The sequence below is a fragment of the Pseudomonas sp. F-14 TE3623 genome (assembly GCF_053629015.1).
Map to the genome: position 1 here is coordinate 195,522 of NZ_JBRJHM010000001.1, position 25,207 is coordinate 220,728.

Here is a 25,207-nt window from a genome sequence, read left to right on the forward strand (position 1 = left end):
TTACGTGCTTATTCTGACTCTTTTGGAAGCGTGTAAGGCGCGGGTCCTTTAGAGTTTTTGATACTTTCCGGTTCTTGTTGTGGCACAGCTGGGTTGGTGACAGGCGCAGGACCTTTCGCTTTTGGTTTTACATCCTTGGTGCTCATGACTGCGTACTCCATTACAGGGTGGAGTTTTTATCCTGAGAGTATCGATAAAGGCTGTCTACTGTCAGATATGACAGTCCTTTAGATACATTGGCAATAACGCCCCAAACAAAGACGAGACAAAACGATGATCTGTGCTTGTCACCCCAATAAAATGCCCGTCTTGCCCACAGGTTTGCGCCTTAACCCCCGACCCAACAGCACCATGTCAAATATAGCGATTCATTCAGAGCCAAGATCAATTTTTCTAATTACCAAAACATCTAAACAACTATCAGAATTGACAGTTGTTCTCTGCCAGCTGGAGGACTCAGCATGATTAGACCACTCCACGCAAAGGGTTAGCACGATGAACAGCTATGATAAAAATGGTACGAAAGGAAAATTTTTCGCCACCATCGACGGCAAGTTAGTTAATTTAAAACCTAATCTATACTGGCAAGATGAAACCTGCACAATACATGGCACTACTATTGATGATGGATCGGATCAATACTACACGCTGAGAATAAACTTCCCCACAACATTAACGGGAAGTCATGAGTTTGGTAAAAATGGACTCACTGGCCTTGCGCTACTCATGAGCACTGATGGCCCTAGTATTGCTGGCGGATGGATTAAGGGTGGTCATTTCACTTTAGGGAAATCTAATCCTCGGACTGCAAATTTCGAAGGAGTATTTTCCGGCGTTGCGGGCAGTCGAGAAGATGGTGACACTCTATTAGAGATTAAGGATGGCGCCTTCGATTTACAGGGGATAAGTCAAGGTGCTTTACCTGAAGTAGCTGAACCAACAAGACGTCAAAAACAGAAGTCATAAGAAGAAGAGTACAGCCTTATCTACACCTGCCCAATTGAAAAACCCGCCTTTCGGCGGGTTTTTCATAACGCGGTCTAACGCTCAGGGCTTAATTAACCTTAGCGTTCAACTCACCCTTCAGATAACGCTGGTACATCGCTTCCAACGAGATCGGCTTGATCTTCGAAGCGTTGCCCGCTGTACCAAATTGGTTATAACGGTCAATACACACATCACGCATCGCAGTCACGGTCGCGCCGAAGAATTTACGCGGATCGAACTCGCTAGGGTTGGTAGCCATCAGGCGACGCATTGCGCCGGTGGATGCCAGGCGCAGGTCGGTGTCGATGTTGACCTTGCGTACGCCGTGCTTGATGCCTTCGACGATTTCTTCAACCGGTACGCCGTAGGTTTCTTTGATGTCGCCGCCGTACTGGTTGATGATCGCCAGCCACTCTTGCGGAACCGAAGACGAACCGTGCATTACCAGGTGGGTGTTCGGGATACGTTTGTGGATTTCTTTGATGCGGTCGATGGCCAGCACGTCGCCGGTAGGTGGCTTGGTGAACTTGTAGGCGCCGTGGCTGGTGCCGATGGCGATGGCCAGGGCATCGACCTGGGTGCGTTTGACGAAGTCAGCGGCTTCTTCCGGGTCTGTCAGCATTTGGCTGTGATCCAGAACGCCTTCGGCGCCGATGCCGTCTTCTTCACCGGCCATGCCGGTTTCCAGCGAACCCAGGCAGCCCAGCTCGCCTTCTACCGAAACGCCGCAGGCGTGAGCCATGGCTACGGTTTGTTGGGTAACACGGACGTTGTAGTCGTAGTCGGTCGGGGTCTTGCCGTCTTCGCCGAGGGAGCCGTCCATCATCACCGAGCTGAAGCCCAGTTGGATGGAGCGCTGGCAGACGTCAGGGCTGGTGCCGTGGTCCTGGTGCATGCACACCGGGATGTGCGGGAATTCTTCGATTGCCGCCAGGATCAGGTGACGCAGGAACGGGGCGCCTGCGTATTTGCGAGCACCGGCCGAAGCCTGGACGATCACCGGGGAGTCAGTCTTGTCAGCGGCTTCCATGATGGCGCGCATCTGCTCAAGGTTGTTGACGTTGAAAGCTGGAACGCCGTAGCCGAACTCGGCTGCGTGGTCCAGCATCTGGCGCATGCTGATAAGTGCCATTGTGTGTGTCTCTCCCGGTTGAGGGTCGTTAATCGTGCCAGCCTGCCGTAGCGGCGGCGGCTATTCAAGTTATTGCAGATCGGGGGTTGGCCCGGGCTGCGAATTCGGTGCTGCAAAATCTCAAGAACTACAGAGAACCACTGTGGGAGCGGGCTTGCTCGCGAATGCGGTTATACATTCAACATCTATGCAAGCTGATCTACCGCCTTCGCGAGCAAGCCCGCTCCCACATTTGGATCGCTGTGAATCAGATCAATCGTCTTACTCGGCTTTACAACCGCGTCCGATCAAATCATTGGTGGCGACCCAGTACACCAGGCCTTCCTCACCTTTTACGTGAAACGCCAGCATGTCGTTGCTGTACAGCGAACCTTCGGCGCCCGGTTCAAGCTTCAAGCGGTAGACCTGATCGGCACCGCCCAGGCGAACGTCGACTTCCTTTCGGCTGACGTCAGTGTAGCGCCAGAGCACTTTGGCCTGGCTGTCGCAGGTCCAGGTGGTCCAGCTGTCCGCTGGCTCGGCGGCGTTGAACAGGTTCAAATTGGCGCAACCTGCCAGCAATGCCAGTGCCGCAACGGCGATAAAGCGTTTCATCCGTGTTCCTCGACTGACGGCGCACGCCGCCAGCCTTGAGTAAAGAGTCAGACCCCTCAAGGGCAACCATGTTCCTTGGCCGGGGCCTGTGTCTCGTATTTGTCCAGGCCATCCGGTCCGGAACGCTTGTTGATCACCGGGTTGGTTTCTGCCTGCCAGTCGGCCTGGTAGCAGCCTTTTTCCTGTGTTTGCGGCGCGGGTTCCGGCGTGGCTTTCGGGTTACTCCCGCAAGCCACAAGCATACCCGCGGCGATCAACAGCACTAGGGTCCTGACCATGTGAACACTCCTTTGCCTGGTCAAATGGGCGGCCTCAGGCCTTGGCCCGGCTTTCCAGGACTTCAACGGCCGGCAGCACTTTGCCTTCGACGAATTCGAGGAACGCGCCGCCGCCGGTAGAAATGTAGGAGATTTGATCGGCAACGCCATATTTATCGATGGCTGCCAGGGTGTCGCCGCCGCCAGCGATGGAGAACGCCGAGCTTTCGGCGATGGCCTGGGCCAGCACTTTGGTGCCGTTACCGAACTGGTCGAATTCGAACACGCCCACCGGGCCGTTCCACAGAATGGTCTTGGACGACTTCAGCAGCTCGGCGAAATTCGCCGCGGTCTGTGGGCCGATGTCCAGGATCATGTCGTCTGCGGCCACGTCGGCAATCAGCTTGACGGTCGCGGTCGCGCTTTCAGCGAATTCCTTGGCAACCACCACGTCCACCGGCAGTGGCACGCTGACCTTGGCGGCGATTTCACGGGCGGTGTCCAGCAGGTCCGGCTCGTACAAGGACTTGCCGACCGGGTGACCGGCAGCGGCCAGGAAGGTATTGGCAATGCCGCCGCCGACGATCAGCTGGTTGCAGATCTGGCTCAGGCTATTGAGCACGTCGAGTTTGGTCGACACTTTGGAACCGGCAACGATAGCGGCCATTGGCTGCGCCGGGGCACCCAAGGCTTTGCCCAGCGCGTCCAGTTCGGCGGCCAGCAATGGGCCAGCGGCGGCGACTTTGGCGAACTTGGCCACGCCATGGGTCGAACCCTCGGCGCGGTGAGCGGTGCCGAAGGCGTCCATCACAAACACGTCGCACAGGGCGGCGTATTGCTTGGCCAGTTCGTCAGCGTTCTTTTTCTCGCCCTTGTTGAAGCGCACGTTTTCGAACAGCACGATGTCGCCGGCTTTCACGTCGACGCCGCCCAGGTAATCGGACACCAACGGCACTTCGCGGCCCAGCGCCTTGCTCAAGTAGTCAGCGACTGGCTTGAGGCTGTTCTCGGCCGAGAACTCGCCTTCGGTCGGACGACCAAGGTGCGAGCAGACCATCACGGCCGCGCCTTTTTCCAGGGCCAGCTTGATGGTCGGCAGCGAAGCCAGGATTCGCGCATCGCTGGTGACAACACCGTCCTTGACTGGGACGTTGAGGTCTTCGCGGATCAGTACGCGCTTACCTTGCAGATCGAGGTCGGTCATCTTCAACACGGTCATGGGTCGCAATTCCTGGATAGCTGTTTTAGAGAGCAGGTTTTTTGGAAATAGCTGTTTGCAGATAGTGTGTAGCAACGTCCAGCATTCGATTGGCAAAACCCCATTCGTTGTCGAACCAGGCCAGGATGTTTACCAGCCGAGGGCCGGAAACGCGGGTCTGACTGGCATCGACGATGGCCGAATGCGGGTCATGATTAAAATCACAACTGGCGTGAGGCAACTCGGTGTAGGCCAGAAGGCCCTTGAGCGGGCCATGGGTGGCGGCCTCGCGCAGAATCCGGTTGACCTCGGTGGCGTCGGTATCACTTACGGTCTGCATCGTAATGTCGAGGCAGGACACGTTAACCGTCGGCACCCGCACGGCTTTGGCCTGAATTCTCCCGGCAAGTTCCGGCAGCAGGCGTTCGATGCCTCGCGCCAGACCAGTGGACACCGGAATCACCGACTGGAACGCCGAACGGGTGCGGCGCAGGTCTTCGTGGTGATAGGCGTCAATCACCGGCTGATCGTTCATCGCCGAGTGGATGGTGGTGATCGACACATATTCCAGACCAATGGCCTGATTCAGCAGGCGCAACAGCGGCACGCCGCAGTTGGTGGTGCAGGAGGCGTTGGACACCAGCAGCTCATCGCCGGTCAGGCAATCCTGGTTCACACCGTAGACGATGGTGGCGTCGACATCCGCCTCGCTGGCCATCGGCTGGGAAAACAGCACCCGTGGCGCACCAGCGTCGAGAAAACGCTGGCCATCCTGACGGGTGTGGTAAGCGCCGGAGCACTCCAGCACCAGATCGACGCCCAGCGACGCCCAATCGATGCCTTCGGGGGTGGCACTGCGCAGGACCTTCACGCAATCGCCATTAATATGCAGACAATCGCCATCGACCCTCACTTCGCCGGGAAAGCGCCCGTGAGTGGAGTCGAAACGTGTCAGGTATTCGATGCTGGCCATGTCGGCCAGATCGTTGATCGCGACAATTTCAAACCCGGCCGTCGAGCCTCGCTCAAACAACGCACGCAAGACGCAACGACCAATCCGGCCGTAGCCGTTGAGTGCAACTTTGTAAGGACGCGGTTGAGGCATGGGGTTCTCGATTACCGTGGTGAATCCGTTATTGCAGCGTTGTCTGGACTATTGCCTTCGCGAGCAAGCCCGCTCCCACAGGAGAATGCATTCCAATGTGGGAGCGGGCTTGCTCGCGAAGACGGCCGTCCAGACGAAGCAACTTCTGGATCAGTCTTCCAGCAGCTCTTCAGCCTGACCCAGGATGTTTTCCAGGGTGAAGCCGAACTCTTCGAACAAGGCAGGCGCAGGCGCCGACTCGCCGTAGGTGGTCATGCCAATCACGCGGCCTTCCAGGCCCACGTACTTGTACCAGTAGTCTGCGTGGGCGGCTTCGATGGCTATACGGGCGCTGACCTGCAACGGCAGAACCGCTTGTTTGTAGCCAGCATCCTGGGCTTCGAAGACGCTGGTGCACGGCATCGAAACAACACGCACCTTGCGGCCTTGCTCGGTCAGTTTGTCGAAGGCTTGAACGGCCAGGCCGACTTCCGAACCGGTGGCGATCAGGATCAGCTCAGGCTCGCCTGCACAGTCTTTCAGCACGTAGCCGCCGCGATTGATGCACTCGATCTGCACGGCATCACGGGTTTGGTGCTGCAGGTTCTGACGGGAGAAGATCAGTGCCGACGGACCGTCATCACGCTCCAGAGCGCATTTCCAGGCCACTGCCGATTCAACGGCATCGGCTGGACGCCAGGTGTCGAGGTTCGGCGTGCAGCGCAGGCTGGCCAGCTGCTCGATTGGCTGGTGAGTCGGGCCATCTTCGCCCAGACCGATGGAGTCGTGGGTGAACACATAGATGATGCGTTTCTTCATCAGCGCCGACATGCGCACTGCGTTGCGGGCGTATTCCATGAACATCAGGAAGGTCGCGCCGTAAGGCACCAGACCACCGTGCAAGGCGACGCCGTTCATGATCGCGCTCATGCCGAACTCGCGAACGCCGTAGTACATGTAGTTGCCGCTGGCGTCTTCGGCGGTGACGCCTTTGCAACCTTTCCACAGGGTCAGGTTGGAACCGGCCAGGTCAGCCGAACCGCCGAGCAGTTCCGGCAGCAGCGGGCCGAACGCATTCAGGGCGTTCTGGCTGGCTTTACGGCTGGCGATGGTTTCGCCCTTGGCGGCGACTTCAGCGATGTAAGCAGAAGCTTTTTCAGCGAAGTCAGTCGGCAGGTCACCGCTCAGACGACGAACCAATTCGTTGGCCAGCTCCGGGAAAGCCGCGGAGTAAGCAGCGAAACGCTGATCCCACTCGGCTTCGGCAGCGCGACCGGCTTCCTTGGCATCCCACTCGGCATAGATGTTGGCCGGGATTTCGAACGGGCCGTGGTTCCACTTCAGTGCTTCACGGGTCAGAGCGATTTCCGCGTCACCCAATGGGGCGCCGTGGCAATCTTCCTTGCCTTGCTTGTTCGGCGAACCGAAACCGATGGTGGTCTTGCAGCAGATCAGCGTCGGCTGCTCGCTTTTGCGCGCCGTATCGATGGCGATCTTGATTTCTTCCGGATCGTGACCGTCGACGTTGCGGATCACTTGCCAGTTGTAGGCCTCGAAACGCTTCGGCGTGTCGTCGGTGAACCAGCCTTCGACTTCGCCATCGATGGAGATGCCGTTGTCATCGTAGAAGGCGATCAGTTTGCCCAGGCCCAATGTACCGGCCAGGGAGCTGACTTCGTGGGAAATGCCTTCCATCATGCAGCCATCACCCAGGAACACGTAGGTATGGTGATCGACGACGTTATGGCCTGGACGGTTGAACTGCGCCGCCAGGACTTTTTCTGCCAGGGCGAAACCCACGGCGTTGGCCAGGCCTTGGCCCAGTGGACCGGTGGTGGTTTCAACGCCCGGGGTGTAACCGAATTCCGGGTGACCCGGGGTGCGGCTGTGCAGCTGGCGGAAGTTTTTCAGGTCATCGATCGACAGGTCGTAGCCGGTCAGGTGCAGCAGCGAGTAGATCAGCATCGAACCGTGACCGTTGGACAGCACGAAGCGGTCACGGTCGGCGAACGATGGATTGCTCGGGTTGTGCTTCAGGTAGTCACGCCAAAGTACTTCGGCGATATCCGCCATACCCATAGGGGCACCGGGATGGCCGCTGTTGGCTTTTTGCACGGCATCCATGCTGAGGGCACGAATGGCGTTGGCACGCTCACGACGGCTGGGCATCGCTGTTCTCCTGCGGATATTGAATCGAGAGTGAATAAAACGAAACGGAAAAAAGGCGAGCATTTTCCCTCACCGACCGCCTTCGGGGCAATGACAGATAGTCATCCGAAGACGTTTTTCCAATGGATAACGACGTATTCGACTGGTGAAACCTTTCCGCCGTTCGCTTGCTGACTGAACCTAACGCTGAGAAGTGCCATCTATCGAGCAATATCAAAACTTTTTGATATTGCTCTTGCAGTGATTTCTGAGCGTCACTAGACTGCTGGCCTTATGAATTTACGCGCACCTTCCATTCGACATGACGATTGCGATGAGCTGGCGGCCCTGTGCAAGGCCGGCGGCGATCCTCTGCGGCTGAATGTATTGCGCGCGCTGGCCAACGATTCGTTCGGCGTACTGGAACTGGCGCAGATCTTCGGCATCGGTCAGTCCGGCATGAGTCATCACCTCAAGGTTTTGGCCCAGGCCGATCTGGTGGCGACCCGTCGTGAAGGCAATGCGATTTTCTACCGTCGCGCCCTGCCCCACACCGATCTGCTGGGCGGCAAACTGCATACCGCGCTGCTGGAAGAAGTGGACAACCTGACCCTGCCGACTGACGTTCAGTCGCGGATCGGTCAGGTCCATGGGCAACGGGCGGCGGCCAGCCAGGACTTTTTCTCACGGGTCGCAGAGAAGTTTCGCGCCCAGCAAGACTTGATCGCCGGCCTGCCGCAATACCGCGAAAGCGTGGTGGCACTGCTCGACAAGCTGGGTTTCGGCCCCGGCGCCACAGCTATCGAAGTGGGCCCAGGCGATGGCGGTTTTCTGCCGGAACTGGCGCATCGTTTCGTTCAAGTCACCGCACTGGACAACAGCCCGGCGATGCTCGATCTGGCCCGTCAGGTCTGTGAACGTGAAATGCTGGCTAACGTCAGCCTGCAATTGGCCGATGCATTGAACGGTGTAAGCCTTAAGGCTGATTGCGTTGTACTGAACATGGTACTGCACCATTTCGCCGCGCCGGCCGAAGCACTCAAGCGCATGGCCGACTTGCTGCAACCGGGCGGTAGCCTGCTCGTGACAGAGTTATGTAGCCACAACCAGAGTTGGGCCAGGGAGGCCTGCGGTGATCTATGGTTGGGGTTTGAACAGGACGATCTGGCCCGTTGGGCCACCGCTGCGGGACTCGTTCCCGGGGAAAGCCTCTATGTAGGCTTACGTAATGGTTTCCAGATTCAGGTCCGCCATTTTCAGCGACCGGCTGGCGACACTCACCATCGGTAAATTCAGGAAAAAATCGAGATGAGCGAATACTCCCTCTTCACCTCCGAGTCCGTGTCTGAAGGGCATCCGGACAAAATCGCCGACCAGATTTCCGATGCGGTGCTGGACGCCATCATTGCTGAAGACAAATTCGCCCGTGTAGCGGTCGAGACTCTGGTAAAAACCGGCGTGGCAATCATCGCAGGTGAAGTCACCACATCGGCCTGGGTCGATCTGGAAGACATCGTCCGTAACGTGATTCTCGACATCGGCTACAACAGCTCCAATGTCGGCTTCGATGGCGCAACCTGCGGCGTGATGAACATCATCGGCAAGCAGTCCCCTGACATCAACCAAGGCGTTGACCGTGCCAAGCCTGAAGACCAGGGCGCCGGCGACCAGGGCCTGATGTTCGGCTACGCCAGCAACGAAACCGAGGTGCTGATGCCAGCACCGATCACCTTCTCGCACCAACTGGTTCAGCGCCAGGCTGAAGCCCGTAAATCCGGCCTGCTGCCTTGGCTGCGCCCGGACGCCAAGTCGCAAGTGACTTGCCGTTACGAAGGCGGCAAGGTTGTCGGTATCGACGCTGTTGTTTTGTCGACCCAGCACAACCCTGACGTATCGTACAAAGACCTGCGCGAAGGCGTGATGGAACTGATCGTCAAGCACGTACTGCCTGCCGAACTGCTGTCCAAAGACACCCAGTTCCACATCAACCCGACCGGCCAATTCATCATTGGTGGCCCGGTTGGCGACTGCGGCCTGACCGGCCGCAAGATCATCGTCGACAGCTACGGCGGCATGGCCCGTCACGGCGGTGGCGCATTCTCCGGCAAGGATCCATCGAAGGTTGACCGTTCGGCGGCCTACGCCGGTCGTTACGTGGCCAAGAACATCGTCGCTGCCGGTCTGGCCGAGCGTTGCGAGATTCAGGTTTCCTACGCGATTGGTGTTGCTCAGCCTACGTCGATTTCGTTGAACACCTTCGGCACCGGCAAAATCAGCGACGACAAGATCGTCAAACTGGTTCGCGAAGTGTTCGACCTGCGTCCATACGCAATCACCACCATGCTCGACCTGCTGCACCCGATGTACCAGGAAACCGCTGCGTACGGCCACTTCGGTCGCACTCCAGCCACCAAGACTGTGGGCGACGATACGTTCACCACTTTCACCTGGGAAAAAACCGACCGCGCCGAAGACCTGCGTGTCGCGGCTGGCCTGTAAGACTTTTCCTGCGGCACCCAAAGCCCCGCACGGTTCGCCGTGCGGGGCTTTTTCATGAGGAAGCACTTGGAAACACACAGAATTACACCTTTGCACCCCACACCCGAAAACTGACTAGCCTTGAAAGCATCCCACCGAGCAAGGACGCTCTCGATGCTGCCCAACCTGCGCCTGTTTCTCTGCTTCCTGCTGACCTTCACCTGCCTGACCGTCAAAGCCGCCGAATGCCCTGACTGGACACCGGCCCGCGCGCAGGAAGAAATCATCACCCTGCAACTGCAAATCGATCGCTGGGACGACAGCTACCACCGTGAAGGCCAGTCGCTGATCGCCGATGAACTCTATGATCAATCCCGTGCGCGACTGACCGAATGGCGCGAGTGTTTTGATGCGGGCCCCTCCGCCGAACCGTTGCGTACGGCCGGCGGCACGGTTGCTCACCCTATCGCCCATACCGGCCTGGAAAAACTGCACGATGGGCGCGCCGTCGAAGCCTGGCTGAAAGATCGGGGCGAGGTCTGGATTCAGCCCAAGGTTGATGGTGTGGCGGTGACGTTGATCTATCGCAACGGCTGGTTGCACCGGGCGATCAGTCGGGGGGATGGGGTAAACGGCCAGGACTGGACCGCCTCGGCACGCCAGATCGCCGCCATCCCACAAAAGCTTCCGCAGCCGCTGGACTTGTTGTTGCAAGGCGAACTCTATTGGCGCCTGACCGAGCACGTACAAGCCCAGGCCGGCAGCCTCAATGCCCGCGCCACGGTGGCCGGGTTGATGGCGCGCAAGGCACTAAGCCCAGAGCAAGCGACTGGTATCGGGTTGTTTGTCTGGGACTGGCCGCAAGGCCCGAAAAATCTGCCCGACCGGGTGACGACTCTGGATAAGTTGGGGTTCCCGAGCACAACGCCATACAGTCAGCCGATCAAGGCATTTGCCGATGCCAAGCGCTGGCGGGATCACTGGTATCGCGCGCCCCTGCCCTTTGCCAGCGATGGGGTCGTGTTGCGCCAGAGCCAACGCCCACCGGCCGAGCGCTGGCAGGCGAAAGCGCCTTACTGGAGCGTCGCCTGGAAATACCCCTTTGCCCAGGCGCTGGCCGAGGTGCGCAAGGTCCACTTCAAGATTGGACGAACCGGCCGGATCACACCGGTGCTGGATCTGGTACCGGTGATGCTTGATGACCGACAGATCAAACGCGTGAGTGCCAGCTCCCTGCAACGCTGGGAAGCGCTGGACATTCGGCCCGGCGATCAGGTCGCCATCAGCCTGGCGGGGCTAACCATCCCCAGGCTCGACGGGGTCGTATTGCGCAGTACTGAACGCCCGGAATTGAATGTACCGCTGGCGGCCGACTTTCATTCCTTAAGCTGCTGGCAACCGACACCCGGCTGCGAAAGCCAATTCCTCGCACGACTGAGCTGGCTCAGTGGTAAACAAGGCCTGGCATTGCCTCATGTCGGACCAGGTACCTGGGAGAAACTGCTCAAGGCCGAACGCCTCGACAGTCTGCTCGATTGGATGACCCTCGATGGGCAAGAGCTTGCTAACATTGACGGCTTCGGTGAGCGCAGCAGTGCTCGTCTTTTGGACAGTTTCAACAGCGCCCGGCAACGCCCATTCGCTCGCTGGCTCAAAGCGCTGGGTTTGCCGCCGACTGGCCAGGCACGCCTCGCCGACTCATGGCAGGCGCTGGCACAACGAAACACCGAACAATGGCAGGCCGAAGCTGGCATCGGCCCGGGGCGCGCAGCGCAATTGAGCGCATTTTTCCGCGACCCGCAGGTCCTCGCCTTGAGTGAGACATTACGTGTTGCCGGGATTGACGGTTTCTAGACGCCAGCCCGGTCTGAGAACCGGGAACCCAAAGGTGCCGATGCGCTCAAACAGCCCATCGCTATATCGAATTTTTCACCTGGAGCTTTTATGAAACTTCTTTCACCGCTCGCCGTGTTGACCCTGTGCAGCGTGATGGCCGCTCCATTGATGGCCGACGAAGATGCCCCGGGCCTGACCGGCTGCGCCGCCAAAAAACAAGGCATCATCAACCAGATCGAACTGGCCAAGTCCCGCGGCAACGCCGATCAACAGGCTGGTCTGGAAACCGCCCTGAGCGAAGTCACTGCCCATTGCACCGACGCCTCCTTGAAGAAGGAACGGGAAAACAAGGTGCTCGACGCCAAGCACGAAGTCAGCACGCGCCAGGCCGACCTCGAGAAGGCGATGAAAAAAGGCGACGCCGAGAAGATCAACAAGCGCAAAGACAAACTGGCTCAATCGCGCAAGGAATTGCAGGAAGCGCTGGATGAGCTGGATGAGCTGGATAAGTAACAAGATCTTTCAAGATCAAAAGATCGCAGCTTTTGGCAGCTCCCACCCTGCAGTATTTTCTGGAATCAATGATCCCGAAACTCTTTATGACACGCACTGCAGGCATCTTCGACTTTCTGTACCGCCGGCCCCAGGTTGCTGACCTTGTAGGGCTGAACCTTGCTGGCAATCACCAGTTCACCGGTGGCGCCTTCAAGGGTGCGGGCCATTTCCTGGAAGCGTGCCTGCTTCTGCCAGACATCATCCTTGGCGCTGGTGTGATCCTCTTCGCGCACCTGCGGGAAATGTTTCCACGGCTCATGGGACAATGCGTCGAGCTTCACCGCGCCGTCGGCGAATTTCGGGCCATCGAACGGAATACGCCCACGCAACATGCCGCCCAGGTCTTCGCCGGTCTTGAGCATCTGCTTGAAGATCGCCTTGCGCTGACCCAGCGGCGAGTTCGGGTCGACACCACCGCAGGCGGACAAGGTCAGGCAGGCCAGCAATACAACAGAAAGTCTTTTAAGAGTCATGGTGGCTTCAGGTCACTGGAAACGGCGGCCAGTATCCTCGCGTCATCGGCAAAGACCAATAGCCCTATTATCAATACGGGTTGTTTGAGCGCATGGAGCACTCAGGCAACCGACAAAGGAATTACTCCATGAACAGCCGTTTCAAGGCATGGCGTCACAATCTGGCCTGGACGCTTCCAATGGTGGCCGTGCTGGCAGGTTGTACCGGCGGCGACAGCAGCAAACCGAAAACCCACGCACTGGCGACCTACTCCAGCGCCACCTGGGAAGCGCTTCCGGCGGTGTCCGACAATGACCTCGTCGCAGGCTTCGGCTCGTGGCGCAGCGCCTGCACCCGACTCAAGGCCGACCCTGTCTGGGGCGACATCTGTGCGGCTTCCGCCAATGTGCAGCCAACCGCCAATGACATCCGCGGTTTCCTCAAACAGAACCTGGACGTCTATGGCCTGCGTGCCGCCAATGACAACCCCAACGGCCTGATTACCGGTTACTACGAACCGGTGTACCCCGGTAGCCTGACTCAGACCGAGGAAGCCAACATCCCGGTGTACGGTGTACCCGAGGATATGATCATCGTCTCTCTGGACAGTATCTATCCGGAACTCAAAGGCAAACGCCTGCGCGGAAGACTCGAAGGTCGCGTGCTCAAGCCGTACGACGATGCGGCAACCATTGAAACCCAAGGCGTGAAGGCACCGGTGATTGCCTGGCTGACCGACCCGATGAACCTGCAGTTCCTGCAAATTCAGGGCTCAGGTCGCATCCAGCTTGATGACGGTCGTCAGTTGCGCATCGGTTATGCCGACCAGAATGGCCACCCCTATCGCCCCATCGGCCGCTGGCTGGTGGACCAGGGTGAGCTGAAGAAAGAAGACGTGACCATGGGCGCTATCAGCACTTGGGCCAAGGCCAATCCGATGCGCATTCCCGAACTGCTCGGCAGCAACCCCAGCTACGTGTTCTTCACCCGCAACCCTGACAGCAACGAAGGGCCGCGCGGCTCGCTGAACGTACCGCTGACCGCAGGTTACAGCGCGGCGGTGGACCGCAAGGTGATTCCACTCGGCAGCCTGTTGTGGTTATCGACCACACGCCCGGACGGCAGCGCATTGGTACGCCCGGTGGCCGCGCAAGATACTGGCGGCGCAATTGCCGGCGAGGTCCGCGCAGACCTGTTCTGGGGCACGGGCGAAGCGGCCGGGCAATTGGCCGGCGACATGAAACAGCAGGGGCAGATCTGGATGCTTTGGCCTAAAGGGGCGGCGTTGCCACAAGTGCCGCAGGTAGCTGACAAACTTTAAAAGCAAAAGATCACAGGCTTCGCCAGCTCCAACAGGGATCGATGTTCATCCGAGATATTGCGGCGAACGCGGTCAATGTAGGAGCTGCCGCAGGCTGCGATCTTTTGATCTTGCCTTTAAACCGACACAACAAAGAAACTGACAATCAACCCAATGCCAATTGCCCACACCAGCGACCGCAGAATCGCCCAGTCCGCCAGATAGCAAATGATGTACAGCAGCCGACTGGTGATAAACAACACCGCCAGCACATTGATCGTCACCAGATCGGCATTACCGGCCAGGTGCGCGACGATTACCGCTGCAGCAAACGCCGGAGTCACTTCGAAGCTGTTCAACTGCGCCGAATGCGCACGCCTGGCCATCCCTTCGAGCGAATCCAGAAACGCCCGCGGGTCGTGATTCTGTTTCAGCCCGAACTTGCCGCCGCTGAACTTGGCGACGCCTGTGCATAGATATGGCAAGCAGATCGCAATCAAAATGCACCACAGAGCAACCGTCATAACGCAGTTCCTTCTTCAGTTATAGAAAATCGAATTCCATCAGGGGCGACTAAAACTTCATCACCAATATGCCGATCAGCACCAGCCCACAGGCTAAGAGCCGAGGCCTGCCGAAAGGTTCTTTCAGGTAGCGCATACCGAACAGCACCACCAGAATCACGCTGATTTCGCGCAACGCCGCAGCTTCGGCAATCGAGCCGAGCTGCATCGCCCACAACACCAGAGCGTAACTGAACAGAACGCAAAACCCGACCGCCAAGCCCAATCGCCACTGCTCGCGCCAGAACAGCATGAACGCCGGGCGCTTGCGCACCAGCGCCAGCAATGGGAACGGCCAGGCGCTGAGCAAGGTGACCCACACCAGGTAGTCCAGCGGATGGGACCAGCGTCGCAGGGCCTGACCATCGATGAAGGTGTAACAACCGATGCACAATCCGATCAGCGCCACCACCGGTAGCATCGACCACGGCAGACGCACCCCGCCACCGCCCTGCCAGAGCAGGCACAACATGCCGAACGGGATCAGCAAAATCCCGAAGATCTGCTGAGCCGTCAGCACTTCCCCGGCGAAGATCAGCGTCAGTGCCAGCACCACCAGTGGCGACAGGCCACGCATCAAGGGATAGACCAAGCCGAGATCGCCAACCCGATAGGCCTGGATCAACAGGTAGCGATAGAGCAACTCAAATGCCGCTGACGCGAGAATCCACGGCCACATCTCCAGTGGCGGCAGCGCCACGAAGGGCAGCATCAGGGCGACAAACAGCAGCGCCACGCTGTCCATGCAGGCCACCACCAACAGCCGCTCTGCGCTGAATTTGATCAGGGTATTCCACGCCGCGTGCAACAGCGCCGCCACCAACACCAGAACCGTCGCGAGCACGGCACTCTCCTTATTTTGCCCCCACCCTCCCCCGTAAGAGCTGCCGAAGGCTGCAATCTTTTGATCTTTCAAAAGCAAAATCAAAAGATCGCAGCCTGCGGCAGCTCCTACATCACGGGGCAGAGAATTGATTCGCCATATGTCCGCAGCTGTTTATACTGCAAGCGACCACGCCGCACTCAGTTGCGCACACACTAATTCCAATAATTCCTGCCTCTGCCCGCTCTCACCGAGAACGGTCGTCGGCCTGCGTATGCCTGATCAAAGCGTCAAGACTACCGACAGAGACCTTGCGCATGCCACTCGCCTTGCTTGCACTGGCCGTTGCCGCCTTCGGCATTGGCACCACTGAATTCGTCATCATGGGCTTGCTGCCCGATGTCGCCCGCGACCTCGCCGTGAGCATTCCTCACGCGGGCCTGCTCATCACCGGTTACGCCCTGGGCGTGGTGTTCGGTGCGCCGATCCTCGCGGTCGGCACCGCCAACATGCCGCGCAAAGCCACACTGCTGGGCATGACGCTGATGTTCATTCTCGGCAATATCCTCTGCGCCCTGGCGCCGAACTACGCCACTTTGATGGCCGCACGGGTGATCACCGCGCTGTGCCATGGTGCGTTCTTCGGCATCGGCTCGGTGGTCGCCGCCGGTTTGGTGGCACCGAACAAACGAGCCCAAGCCATTGCCATGATGTTCACCGGTCTGACGCTGGCCAACGTGCTGGGCGTTCCATTGGGCACCGCGCTCGGGCAGTACGCCGGCTGGCGCTCGACGTTTTGGGCGGTCTCGGTGATTGGTGTGATTGCGGCAATCGCGCAGTGGGTTTGGCTACCCAAGGAAATCCCCATGGACAAAGCCAACCTGGCGAGCGAGTTCAAAGTGCTGGGCAAGGTCAACGTGCTGCTGGCGCTGGGCATGAGCGTGCTGGCGTCCACCAGTCTGTTCAGCGTGTTCACCTATATCGCGCCGATTCTGCAAGACATCACCGGTGTCAGCCCGCATGGCGTGACCATCATGCTGCTGTTGTTCGGGGTGGGCTTGACGGCGGGCAGCATGCTTGGCGGCCGACTGGCGGACAGTCGTTTGCTGCCCTCTCTGGTGGGTATGGCCCTGGCTGTGGTCGTCGTGCTGGCCGCTTTCAGTCAGACCAGTCATTCAGTGATCCCGGCGGCGATCACGCTGGTGTTGTGGGGCATCTTCGCGTTCGCGCTGTGCCCGATCCTGCAATTGCTGATCATCGATCAGGCTCATGAAGCGCCGAACCTTGGGTCGACATTGAATCAAAGCGCATTCAATCTCGGCAACGCTGCCGGGGCATGGATTGGCGGGCTGGTTGTAGCCAGTGGCGCGGACCTGGCGGACTTGCCGTGGACCGGTGCACTGGTCAGCGGGTTGACGGTACTGACGGCGCTGTTTTTCATCTACCTGCAACGACGCAGTGCTGTCGCGGTCAATGTGTCCGGCTGATTGACTGCATTTTGCGCAAACCGCTATCGCGAGCTGGCTCGCTCCCACTTGGACAGCGTATTTCCCGGTGGGAGCGAGCCAGCTCGCGATGAAGCTTACGCGGTGTAGCTCACTTCACTCATCTTTAGGCTTGCGTGGATCCGGCGTTTGATCCGTGCTCTTCTTCGGCGGCCCGATTTCACTGCGAATCTGCGCATGACTGATCAGCGCGAAGATAAAACTGCCACCGATGATGTTCCCCACCAGCGTGGGTCCTGCGAACACCAGCCAGAAATCCTTCCAGGGCAACTCGCCGGCAAACACCAGATACGAGACCTCGACCGATCCAACAACGATGTGGGTGAAATCTCCCAGCGCCATGAAATAGGTGATGAGGATGATGATCCACATCTTGGCGCTTTCCATGGACGGGATCATCCAGACCATGGTGGCGATCATCCAGCCGGAGATGATGCCTTTGGCGAACATCTTGCTCGCGTCGTTCTCCATGACCTTGCGCCCGATGTCGAGGAAGGCCAGATCGGTCTTGGTGTCGAAAATCGGCAGGTGCAGCATCACGTACGCCACCAGCAAGGTGCCGCAGAGGTTGCCCACCAACACTACCGACCACAGCCGAAACAACCGACCGAAATTACCCAGCGTAGGCTTGCTCATGATCGGCAATACGGCAGTCAGGGTGTTTTCGGTGAATAGTTGCTGACGGGCCAGAATCACCGCGAGAAAACCTGCGCAGTAGCCGAAACTGGCGATCACCTTGAAGCCTTCGCCGTCCGGCAGACGCGAGTTGAGCAGCCCCATGCCCATCAGCGACAAGCCCATGGTCAAACCCGCAGCCAGTGCTGACCACCACAGCGCCGCAACGCTACGCTCGAGCTCCTGATCACCTTGGGTGCGAATGATTTCGTGCAGCACCGCCGCGCGCGGTGGCTGGTTCTTGTCAACCTCGTGCTGTTCTTTCGCCGAGAGGTCCGGGGTCTTGCCGTCTTTGGGCGTGTCCATAAAGCTCCTGAACCAGTGGCGTGTCGTTTAATTACGACACGCGGGGTTCGGAGCTGTTCAGTGGTCCGCTAAATCATCATTGACCAGTAGACCGCTTTCGCGAGCAGGCTCGCTCCCACAGTGAATTTCAGTCGTTAATCGAGTTTGTGTTCGCTGAAGATCAAATGTGGGAGCGAGCCCGCTCGCGAAGGCCGCGCCGCCGATCTCATTCGCCGATGACGTCATCCTTGAACTGGTCTTTGACGTACCTGATCTCGGTCCGGCCATGCGGCGCGGGCAGGCCGTCTTCGCCCAGGTTCACGAAGACCATCTTTTCCACCGTCAGGATGCTCTTGCGGGTGATCTTGTTGCGCACTTCGCAAGTCAGCGTGATCGACGTGCGACCGAACTCGGTGGCGGTGATGCCCAGCTCGATGATGTCGCCCTGACGCGAGGCGCTGACAAAGTTGATTTCGGAAATGTACTTGGTGACCACGCGCTGATTGCCCAGCTGGACGATGGCGTAGATCGCCGCTTCTTCGTCGATCCAGCGCAACAGGCTGCCGCCGAACAGCGTGCCGTTGGGGTTGAGGTCTTCGGGTTTTACCCATTTGCGGGTGTGGAAATTCATACTCACTCCTGACCGTCTTGCCGATTGATGCCGGCCATCATGGCAGAGCCCGGACTAGAGCTCTATTACGCATCGACTATGGTCTCGATTACCGTTCGGGCATTGACCTGCAGAAACGCTTTGGAAGTATCGTCTACACAGCTATAATCGCCACCGTTTCAAAACGGTCATCTTCGGTTGCTACCGTTTTCCCGCCACCTGTCCGAGGGGCGCTGCAGCAGGTTCGACCTGTCAGGCTCGGATGGGGCGTTGACTGGCCACCGCCAGACACTAAACGCACAACGGCGCCCATTCGCATACATTACGAATGGAGGCTCATCATGAGCGCTGTTATCACGCCTGTAGATTTTAACGATTACAAAGTCGCCGACATGTCCCTGGCTGCCTGGGGCCGTCGCGAAACCATCATCGCCGAATCCGAAATGCCAGCCCTGATGGGTCTGCGCCGCAAATACTCCGCCGAGCAGCCGCTCAAAGGCGCGAAGATTCTCGGCTGCATCCACATGACCATTCAGACTGCCGTGCTGATCGAAACCCTGGTTGCCCTGGGTGCCGAAGTACGTTGGTCGTCCTGCAACATTTTCTCGACTCAAGACCAGGCCGCTGCCGCTATCGCTGCTGCCGGTATCCCGGTTTTCGCCTGGAAAGGCGAAACTGAAGAAGAGTACGAGTGGTGCCTGGAGCAAACTATCCTCAAAGATGGCGCGCCTTGGGATGCCAACATGATCCTCGACGACGGCGGTGACCTGACCGAGCTGCTGCACAAGAAATACCCGGCGATCCTGGACCGCGTCCACGGCGTCACCGAAGAAACCACCACCGGTGTTCACCGCCTGCTGGACATGCTGGCCAAGGGCGAGCTGAAAATCCCGGCCATCAACGTTAACGACTCGGTGACCAAGAGCAAGAACGACAACAAGTACGGCTGCCGTCACAGCCTGAACGACGCGATCAAGCGCGGTACCGACCACCTGCTGTCCGGCAAGCAAGCGCTGGTCATCGGTTACGGTGACGTGGGCAAGGGCTCGGCCCAGTCCCTGCGTCAGGAAGGCATGATCGTTAAAGTCTCCGAAGTCGACCCGATCTGCGCCATGCAAGCTTGCATGGACGGTTTCGAACTGGTTTCGCCGTTCATCGACGGTATCAACAACGGTACCGAAGCGAGCATCGACAAAGCGCTGCTGGGCAAGATCGACCTGATCGTGACCACCACCGGTAACGTCAATGTTTGCGACGCGAACATGCTCAAAGCCCTGAAGAAGCGCGCTGTTGTCTGCAACATCGGTCACTTCGACAACGAAATCGACACCGCTTTCATGCGCAAGAACTGGGCATGGGAAGAAGTGAAGCCACAGGTTCACAAGGTTCACCGTACCGGCCCGGGCGCTTTCGATGCTCAGAACGACGACTACCTGATCCTGCTGGCCGAAGGCCGTCTGGTTAACCTGGGCAACGCCACTGGCCACCCAAGTCGCATCATGGACGGTTCGTTCGCCAACCAGGTTCTGGCTCAGATCTTCCTGTTCGGCCAGAAGTACGCCGACCTGTCGCCAGCCCAGAAAGCCGAGCGCCTGACCGTTGAAGTACTGCCGAAGAAACTCGACGAAGAAGTGGCCCTGGAAATGGTCCGCGGTTTCGGTGGCGTGGTCACTCAACTGACCAAGCAACAGGCTGACTACATCGGCGTGACCGTCGAAGGCCCGTTCAAGCCGCACGCTTACCGCTACTGATTGGTCCTGCTGCCTGCTCTCCCTTGTGGGAGCGGGCTTGCTCGCGAAGGCGGTTTAACATTCAACATTAATGTCGTCTGACCCACCGCCTTCGCGAGCAAGCCCGCTCCCACATTGGGATGTGCAAGCGTCCGGCTTACGTGTTTCCAAGGATATGACCATGTCCCAAGACCGTCGCTACAGCTTCGAGTTCTTCCCTACGAAGACCGATGCTGGGCATGAAAAACTGATCGCCACTGCCCGTCATCTGGCGACCTTCAACCCTGACTTCTTCTCCTGCACCTACGGCGCTGGTGGTTCGACCCGTGATCGTACCCTCAACACCGTGTTGCAGCTTGAAAGCGAAGTCAAAGTCCCTGCCGCACCGCATTTGTCTTGCGTGGGCGACAGCAAGGACGACCTGCGCGGCCTGCTGAGCCAGTACAAGGCAGCCGGCATCACGCGTATCGTTGCGCTTCGCGGTGACCTACCCTCGGGCATGGGCATGGCCAGCGGCGAGATGCGTCACGCCAATGACCTGGTTGAATTCATTCGCGAAGAAACCGGTGATCATTTCCACATCGAAGTCGCCGCCTACCCGGAGATGCATCCGCAAGCGCGCAACTTTGAAGACGATCTCAACAACTTCGTGCGCAAGGCTAACGCCGGCGCCAACAGTGCGATCACCCAGTACTTCTTCAACGCCGACAGCTACTTCTACTTCGTCGAGCGTGTACGGGCGAAAGGCGTGAACATACCGATCGTGCCGGGGATCATGCCGATCACCAACTACAGCAAGCTGGCGCGTTTCTCCGACGCTTGCGGTGCGGAAATCCCGCGCTGGATCCGCAAGCAACTGGAAGCCTACGGCGACGATACCCAAAGCATTCAAGGCTTTGGTGAGCAAGTCATCACCGAAATGTGCGAACGCCTGCTGCAGGGTGGCGCTCCAGGGTTGCATTTCTACACGCTGAACCAGGCTGAGCCGAGTCTGGCGGTGTGGAATAACCTGAAGTTGCCGCGTTAATCGTCATTAAAGCAAGATCAAAGGATCGCAGCCTTCGTCAGCTCCTACAGAGGTACGTATCCCCCTGTAGGAAATGCCGCAGGCTGCGATCTTTTGCTTTCCGGCGCCCCTTTATTGTGCAGTCATATCCTGAGAAAGAGCTTCTGGATCCGGTTTCTGGCTCTTTATGATTTCTCGTCGTAATCTCAAGCCATGCCCCTGATCGCTCAGTTACTGACCGTGCTTCTGTTCACTTGCCTGAGCTTCACCGCTCGGGGCGAGAAGTTGCGTATTGTCACCGAACCCTGGGCACCTTACGTGTACGAGGAAAACGGCAAGTCTCTGGGGCTCGACTACGAAACCACCGCCATTGTCTTCAAACGCCTCGGGATCGACGTGGAATGGCAGTTCCTGCCATGGAAACGCTGCCTGTCGATGCTAGAGCAAGGCCAGGCGGATGGCGTGCTGGATATTTTCCATAGTGATGAACGCGACGCGACCCTGCTCTACCCCAGCGAACCGCTCTCGCAAGTCGAATTCGTAATGTTCTATGCCAACGAGCGACCGTATCCGTTTCGCACGCTGGACGATCTGAAAGGCCTGACCATCGGCACCTCGCCGGGCTACCTGTACAGCAAGGACTTCAGCGAATCGACGCTATTCACCCAAGAGCCGGCACCCACCCATGAAGCCAACTTCGGCAAACTGGTGCGCGGTCGCATCGACCTGCTGATCACTGATCGCCGGGTTGGCCAGCATTTGCTCGATCAACTGAATATCCGCGACAAGATCACCGAGAACCCGATCATCATCAGCCAGCAAAGTCAGTTTCTGGCGGTACGCCGCAATGCGGGGATGGATTTATTGGTGCAGCGTTTCGGTGCCGAGCTCAAACGTTTCAAGCGCGAGCCGGCCTACGCCGAACTGAGCGCCCGCTATGGCGCCAGCCCTGCCCCTGAAGTACGGGCCGCCAGCGCCACCGCAACCGGCGGAAAAACCGTTGAGCAGCAGGAAAGCGGCGCGCAGTGATTGCTCTGTTATACTCCGGCCTTCCCGCCAGGCTCACGCCCGGACGCTCGGACTTGTTCAAGGCATCTCGATCCCGCTACAGCGCAGCTTTTCAGCCCGCGCGAGCGCTCCAGACGAGCCTTCGAGGCCCAGCAGGACCGGACGGGATTGCGTCCTCTTAAACGCGATTCGCGCCAGGCAAGACTCCCATTGGGCCAAGCCCTAACTAAAACAGGATTACTCATGTCCTTTGCTTCCCTCGGTCTCTCCGAGGCTTTAGTCCGCGCCATCGAGGCAGCGGGCTATACCGAGCCTACTCCGGTGCAACAGCGGGCCATTCCCGCCGTGTTGCAAGGTCGCGACCTGATGGTTGCGGCACAGACAGGTACTGGTAAAACCGGCGGCTTCGCCCTTCCGATTCTGGAACGGTTGTTTCCCAACGGTCACCCGGACAAATCCCAGCGTCACGGCCCGCGCCAACCGCGCGTACTGGTCCTGACCCCAACCCGCGAACTCGCGGCCCAGGTGCACGAAAGCTTCAAGGTCTATGCCCGTGACCTGAAGTTCGTCAGCGCCTGCATCTTCGGCGGCGTCGGCATGAACCCACAGGTTCAGGCCATGTCCCGCGGTGTCGACGTGCTGGTGGCCTGCCCGGGTCGCCTGCTCGACCTCGCCGGCCAAGGCAGTGTGGATCTGTCCCACGTGGAAATCCTCGTGCTGGACGAAGCCGACCGCATGCTCGACATGGGCTTTGTCCATGACGTGAAAAAGGTCCTCGCCCGTCTGCCGAGCAAACGCCAGAACCTGCTGTTCTCGGCGACGTTCTCCAAAGACATCACCGACCTTGCCGGCAAGCTGCTGCATAACCCGGAACGCATTGAAGTCACGCCGCCGAACACCACGGTCGAGCGGATCGAACAGCGCGTATTCCGCCTGGCTGCCAGCCACAAGCGTTCGTTGCTCGCTCACCTGATCACCGCGGGCGCCTGGGAACAGGTGCTGGTGTTCACCCGCACCAAGCACGGCGCCAACCGCCTGGCCGAGTACCTGGACAAACACGGCCTCACCGCCGTCGCGATCCACGGTAACAAGAGCCAGAACGCGCGCACCAAAGCCCTGGCCGACTTCAAGGCCGGTGAAGTGCGCATCTTGGTCGCCACCGACATCGCCGCTCGCGGCCTGGACATCGATCAGTTGCCTCACGTGGTCAACTTCGAACTGCCGAACGTCGACGAAGATTACGTGCACCGTATCGGTCGTACCGGCCGTGCCGGTCGTTCGGGCGAGGCGATCTCGCTGGTTGCTCCGGACGAAGAAAAGCTGCTGAAAAGCATCGAGCGCATGACCAAGCAGAAAATCGCCGACGGCGACCTGATGGGCTTCGATTCCAGCGCTGTGGAAGCCGAGAAACCTGAAGTCCGCGAGCGTCCGGATGTGCGTAACCCGCGCAATCCACGTGGCCCGCGCGGCGATGGTCCGAACGGCAGTGGTGGTGGTGGCGGTCGTAAAGACAAAGGCAAGGACAAGGGCGGCAAGGAAAAAACCGCTACCACTGGCCGTGGCGATCGCCCTGCCCGTGAGCACAAGCCTCGCGAAGGCACCCCGGCCCGTGAGCAACAGCGTCCGGCACCTCGCGCCGCCGCCGACCGTGCTCCAGACGAGTTCCTGGACGACGATATCGATAACTTCGGTAACCGCGTCGACTACGTGCCTCAAGCCAAACCTGCTCAGGGCCGTGGTCGCCGTCCGGGTGCTCCGGCACAAGGCGCAGGCGCCAGTGCCCCGCGCACCGGTCAGCCACAAGGTCGCCAGAACGGTCCGCGTAGCAGCAGCGGCGCAACCACCGGCACCCCACCGGCCAAGCGCAGCGGTCCACGCAACGGTGCTCCACGTGACGGCCAGGCCCGTCGCGAAGAGTCCCGCAACCGCCGCCCGGCCCGTGACGAGCAGCCTCGTTCGGAACCGGCCGTGCAGAACCCGCGCGGCCCGGCACCGAAGATCATTCATAAGGAGTCGAAAAGCGATCGCTTCCCGACACCTGAGCAACTTGATCAACTCCCAGGCCGTCCGCGCGGCGAAAAACCAGCCTTGCTGACCCGCAATCGCTGAGTTTTTCAAAGCCATGAAAAATGCCCCGGATCGCAAGATCAGGGGCATTTTTTATGCTGGCGAAGAAACCTGTGGGAGCGGGCTTGCTCGCGAAGGCGGTGGTTCAGTCGACATTAATGCTGAATGCTCGACCGCTTTCGCGAGCAAGCCCGCTCCCACATTGGATTTGCGGTGCCAGTGCAGATTTTGCCCGGCAATAAAAAACGCCCCGGATCGCGAGATCAGGGGCGTTTTTGTTCAAGCAGCGAAATTCACTTCGCTTTCACACCTTCAAACGTAATGTACAACTCGACCGCGTCGGACTGTGGACCCAGGTCTTTCTGTTTGCCGAAATCGGAACGCTTGATGCTGGTGGTGCCTTCGAAGCCGGCACGGTAACCGCCCCATGGATCCTTGCCTTCACCCAGGAAGGTGGCTTTGACCACGATGGGCTTGGTAACACCAGCCAGAGTCAGGTTACCGGTTACGTCGGCAGTGTCTTTACCAGCGGCGTTTTTACCGGTGGATTTAACACTGGTGGAGACGAACTTGGCGTCGGCGAATTTGCCCACGTTCAGGAAGTCACCACTGGCGATGTGCTTGTCACGTTCGGCGTGGTTAGTGAACACGCTGGCGGTGCGTACATTGAATTCGATCTTGCTGTCTTCAGGCTTGGCGGCGTCGAAGCTGAACTTGCCGTCGATGTCCTTGAAGGTACCGGTGATGTAGCTGTAACCCAAGTGGCTGATCTTGAAATCAACGAAGGCGTGTTGGCCTTCTTTGTCGACAACGTAATCGGCCGCCATCACGTTAGCCGACAGCAGAGCAGAACCGATTGCCAGAGCGGCGAGCGTCTTTTTCAACATGCTTTCTATTCCTTTGGAGTCGAGGT

General features: G+C 58.8%; 24 protein-coding genes and 1 riboswitch. Of the genes, 11 read left to right on the forward strand and 13 right to left on the reverse strand.

The window, feature by feature from the left end; translation table 11 throughout:
• Window positions 1–8: 8 nt before the first annotated feature.
• Window positions 9–146: a hypothetical protein gene (locus tag AB7M29_RS00845; RefSeq protein WP_217857429.1), complete on the reverse strand. Its 138-nt coding sequence runs from the start codon at window positions 144–146 to the stop codon at window positions 9–11.
• A gap of 349 nt (window positions 147–495) precedes the next feature.
• Here AB7M29_RS00845 and AB7M29_RS00850 point away from each other — a divergent pair, with 349 nt between their 5' ends.
• Window positions 496–966 (forward strand): hypothetical protein, encoded by a 471-nt coding sequence (locus AB7M29_RS00850; protein WP_217857430.1) that lies wholly within the window; start codon window positions 496–498, stop codon window positions 964–966.
• 88 nt (window positions 967–1,054) lie between these two features.
• Here AB7M29_RS00850 and fba read toward each other — a convergent pair whose 3' ends face one another.
• The 6 genes from fba to tkt form a co-directional block, all read right to left on the reverse strand.
• Entirely contained in the window at window positions 1,055–2,119 is a 1,065-nt protein-coding gene (gene fba / locus AB7M29_RS00855) for a class II fructose-bisphosphate aldolase (protein ID WP_052965043.1), read from the reverse strand.
• A 261-nt stretch (window positions 2,120–2,380) separates the two neighbouring features.
• Window positions 2,381–2,713, reverse strand: a complete 333-nt coding sequence (locus AB7M29_RS00860) for an MliC family protein (RefSeq protein WP_038981062.1) — start codon at window positions 2,711–2,713, stop codon at window positions 2,381–2,383.
• Between the two features lie 56 nt (window positions 2,714–2,769).
• Window positions 2,770–2,991 (reverse strand): hypothetical protein, encoded by a 222-nt coding sequence (locus tag AB7M29_RS00865; protein WP_454246150.1) that lies wholly within the window; start codon window positions 2,989–2,991, stop codon window positions 2,770–2,772.
• Window positions 2,992–3,025: 34 nt separating this feature from the next.
• The gene (locus AB7M29_RS00870) at window positions 3,026–4,189 is read right to left on the reverse strand and encodes a phosphoglycerate kinase (RefSeq protein ID WP_052965040.1); all 1,164 of its coding nucleotides are present in this window, start codon (window positions 4,187–4,189) and stop codon (window positions 3,026–3,028) included.
• Window positions 4,190–4,214: 25 nt separating this feature from the next.
• On the reverse strand, window positions 4,215–5,273 hold the full coding sequence (gene epd, locus AB7M29_RS00875) for an erythrose-4-phosphate dehydrogenase (protein ID WP_217857432.1): 1,059 nt from the start codon (window positions 5,271–5,273) through the stop codon (window positions 4,215–4,217).
• 150 nt (window positions 5,274–5,423) lie between these two features.
• Window positions 5,424–7,421: a transketolase gene (tkt, locus tag AB7M29_RS00880; protein WP_052965038.1), complete on the reverse strand. Its 1,998-nt coding sequence runs from the start codon at window positions 7,419–7,421 to the stop codon at window positions 5,424–5,426.
• Window positions 7,422–7,694: 273 nt separating this feature from the next.
• On the opposite strand from tkt, the gene AB7M29_RS00885 reads away from it, so the two are divergent.
• From AB7M29_RS00885 to AB7M29_RS00900, 4 genes are all read left to right on the forward strand, one after another.
• Window positions 7,695–8,690, forward strand: a complete 996-nt coding sequence (locus AB7M29_RS00885) for an ArsR/SmtB family transcription factor (protein WP_052965037.1) — start codon at window positions 7,695–7,697, stop codon at window positions 8,688–8,690.
• A gap of 18 nt (window positions 8,691–8,708) precedes the next feature.
• Complete coding sequence (gene metK / locus AB7M29_RS00890; protein ID WP_217857434.1) at window positions 8,709–9,899, forward strand: methionine adenosyltransferase; 1,191 nt, start codon at window positions 8,709–8,711, stop codon at window positions 9,897–9,899.
• A gap of 153 nt (window positions 9,900–10,052) precedes the next feature.
• Window positions 10,053–11,732 (forward strand): NAD-dependent DNA ligase LigB, encoded by a 1,680-nt coding sequence (gene ligB, locus AB7M29_RS00895; RefSeq protein ID WP_454246151.1) that lies wholly within the window; start codon window positions 10,053–10,055, stop codon window positions 11,730–11,732.
• Between the two features lie 90 nt (window positions 11,733–11,822).
• Window positions 11,823–12,227: a DUF1090 domain-containing protein gene (locus AB7M29_RS00900; RefSeq protein ID WP_217857436.1), complete on the forward strand. Its 405-nt coding sequence runs from the start codon at window positions 11,823–11,825 to the stop codon at window positions 12,225–12,227.
• 65 nt (window positions 12,228–12,292) lie between these two features.
• Here AB7M29_RS00900 and AB7M29_RS00905 read toward each other — a convergent pair whose 3' ends face one another.
• Window positions 12,293–12,742, reverse strand: coding sequence for a c-type cytochrome (locus tag AB7M29_RS00905; RefSeq protein ID WP_052965033.1), 450 nt, complete (start codon window positions 12,740–12,742; stop codon window positions 12,293–12,295).
• A gap of 128 nt (window positions 12,743–12,870) precedes the next feature.
• Between AB7M29_RS00905 and mltA the strand changes: the two genes are divergently transcribed.
• A complete protein-coding gene (gene mltA, locus AB7M29_RS00910; protein WP_454246152.1) occupies window positions 12,871–14,043 on the forward strand; it encodes a murein transglycosylase A in 1,173 nt (390 codons plus the stop codon).
• 116 nt (window positions 14,044–14,159) lie between these two features.
• Here mltA and AB7M29_RS00915 read toward each other — a convergent pair whose 3' ends face one another.
• Both AB7M29_RS00915 and AB7M29_RS00920 read right to left on the reverse strand, forming a co-directional pair.
• Window positions 14,160–14,546, reverse strand: coding sequence for an MAPEG family protein (locus AB7M29_RS00915; protein WP_217857438.1), 387 nt, complete (start codon window positions 14,544–14,546; stop codon window positions 14,160–14,162).
• A gap of 49 nt (window positions 14,547–14,595) precedes the next feature.
• Window positions 14,596–15,429: an EamA family transporter gene (locus AB7M29_RS00920; RefSeq protein WP_454246153.1), complete on the reverse strand. Its 834-nt coding sequence runs from the start codon at window positions 15,427–15,429 to the stop codon at window positions 14,596–14,598.
• Between the two features lie 296 nt (window positions 15,430–15,725).
• Between AB7M29_RS00920 and AB7M29_RS00925 the strand changes: the two genes are divergently transcribed.
• The gene (locus tag AB7M29_RS00925; protein WP_008071958.1) at window positions 15,726–16,895 is read left to right on the forward strand and encodes an MFS transporter; all 1,170 of its coding nucleotides are present in this window, start codon (window positions 15,726–15,728) and stop codon (window positions 16,893–16,895) included.
• 114 nt (window positions 16,896–17,009) lie between these two features.
• Here AB7M29_RS00925 and AB7M29_RS00930 read toward each other — a convergent pair whose 3' ends face one another.
• On the reverse strand, window positions 17,010–17,894 hold the full coding sequence (locus AB7M29_RS00930) for a formate/nitrite transporter family protein (protein WP_454246154.1): 885 nt from the start codon (window positions 17,892–17,894) through the stop codon (window positions 17,010–17,012).
• Window positions 17,895–18,099: 205 nt separating this feature from the next.
• The gene (locus tag AB7M29_RS00935) at window positions 18,100–18,504 is read right to left on the reverse strand and encodes an acyl-CoA thioesterase (protein WP_030130199.1); all 405 of its coding nucleotides are present in this window, start codon (window positions 18,502–18,504) and stop codon (window positions 18,100–18,102) included.
• Window positions 18,505–18,702: 198 nt separating this feature from the next.
• A riboswitch (S-adenosyl-L-homocysteine riboswitch) is annotated at window positions 18,703–18,801 on the forward strand.
• A 23-nt stretch (window positions 18,802–18,824) separates the two neighbouring features.
• Between AB7M29_RS00935 and ahcY the strand changes: the two genes are divergently transcribed.
• The 4 genes from ahcY (at window position 18,825) to AB7M29_RS00955 (ending at window position 24,336) form a co-directional block, all read left to right on the forward strand.
• Window positions 18,825–20,234 carry an adenosylhomocysteinase gene (gene ahcY / locus AB7M29_RS00940; RefSeq protein WP_007898042.1) on the forward strand — a complete coding sequence of 470 codons (1,410 nt, stop codon included), beginning with the start codon at window positions 18,825–18,827 and terminating at the stop codon, window positions 20,232–20,234.
• Between the two features lie 160 nt (window positions 20,235–20,394).
• A complete protein-coding gene (gene metF / locus AB7M29_RS00945; protein ID WP_038981031.1) occupies window positions 20,395–21,240 on the forward strand; it encodes a methylenetetrahydrofolate reductase [NAD(P)H] in 846 nt (281 codons plus the stop codon).
• Between the two features lie 192 nt (window positions 21,241–21,432).
• Entirely contained in the window at window positions 21,433–22,248 is an 816-nt protein-coding gene (locus AB7M29_RS00950; protein WP_217857442.1) for a substrate-binding periplasmic protein, read from the forward strand.
• A 222-nt stretch (window positions 22,249–22,470) separates the two neighbouring features.
• A complete protein-coding gene (locus AB7M29_RS00955) occupies window positions 22,471–24,336 on the forward strand; it encodes a DEAD/DEAH box helicase (protein ID WP_454246155.1) in 1,866 nt (621 codons plus the stop codon).
• Between the two features lie 251 nt (window positions 24,337–24,587).
• Here the strand turns inward: AB7M29_RS00955 and AB7M29_RS00960 are convergent, their stop codons facing one another.
• On the reverse strand, window positions 24,588–25,181 hold the full coding sequence (locus AB7M29_RS00960; RefSeq protein WP_123719661.1) for a YceI family protein: 594 nt from the start codon (window positions 25,179–25,181) through the stop codon (window positions 24,588–24,590).
• Window positions 25,182–25,207: the final 26 nt, after the last annotated feature.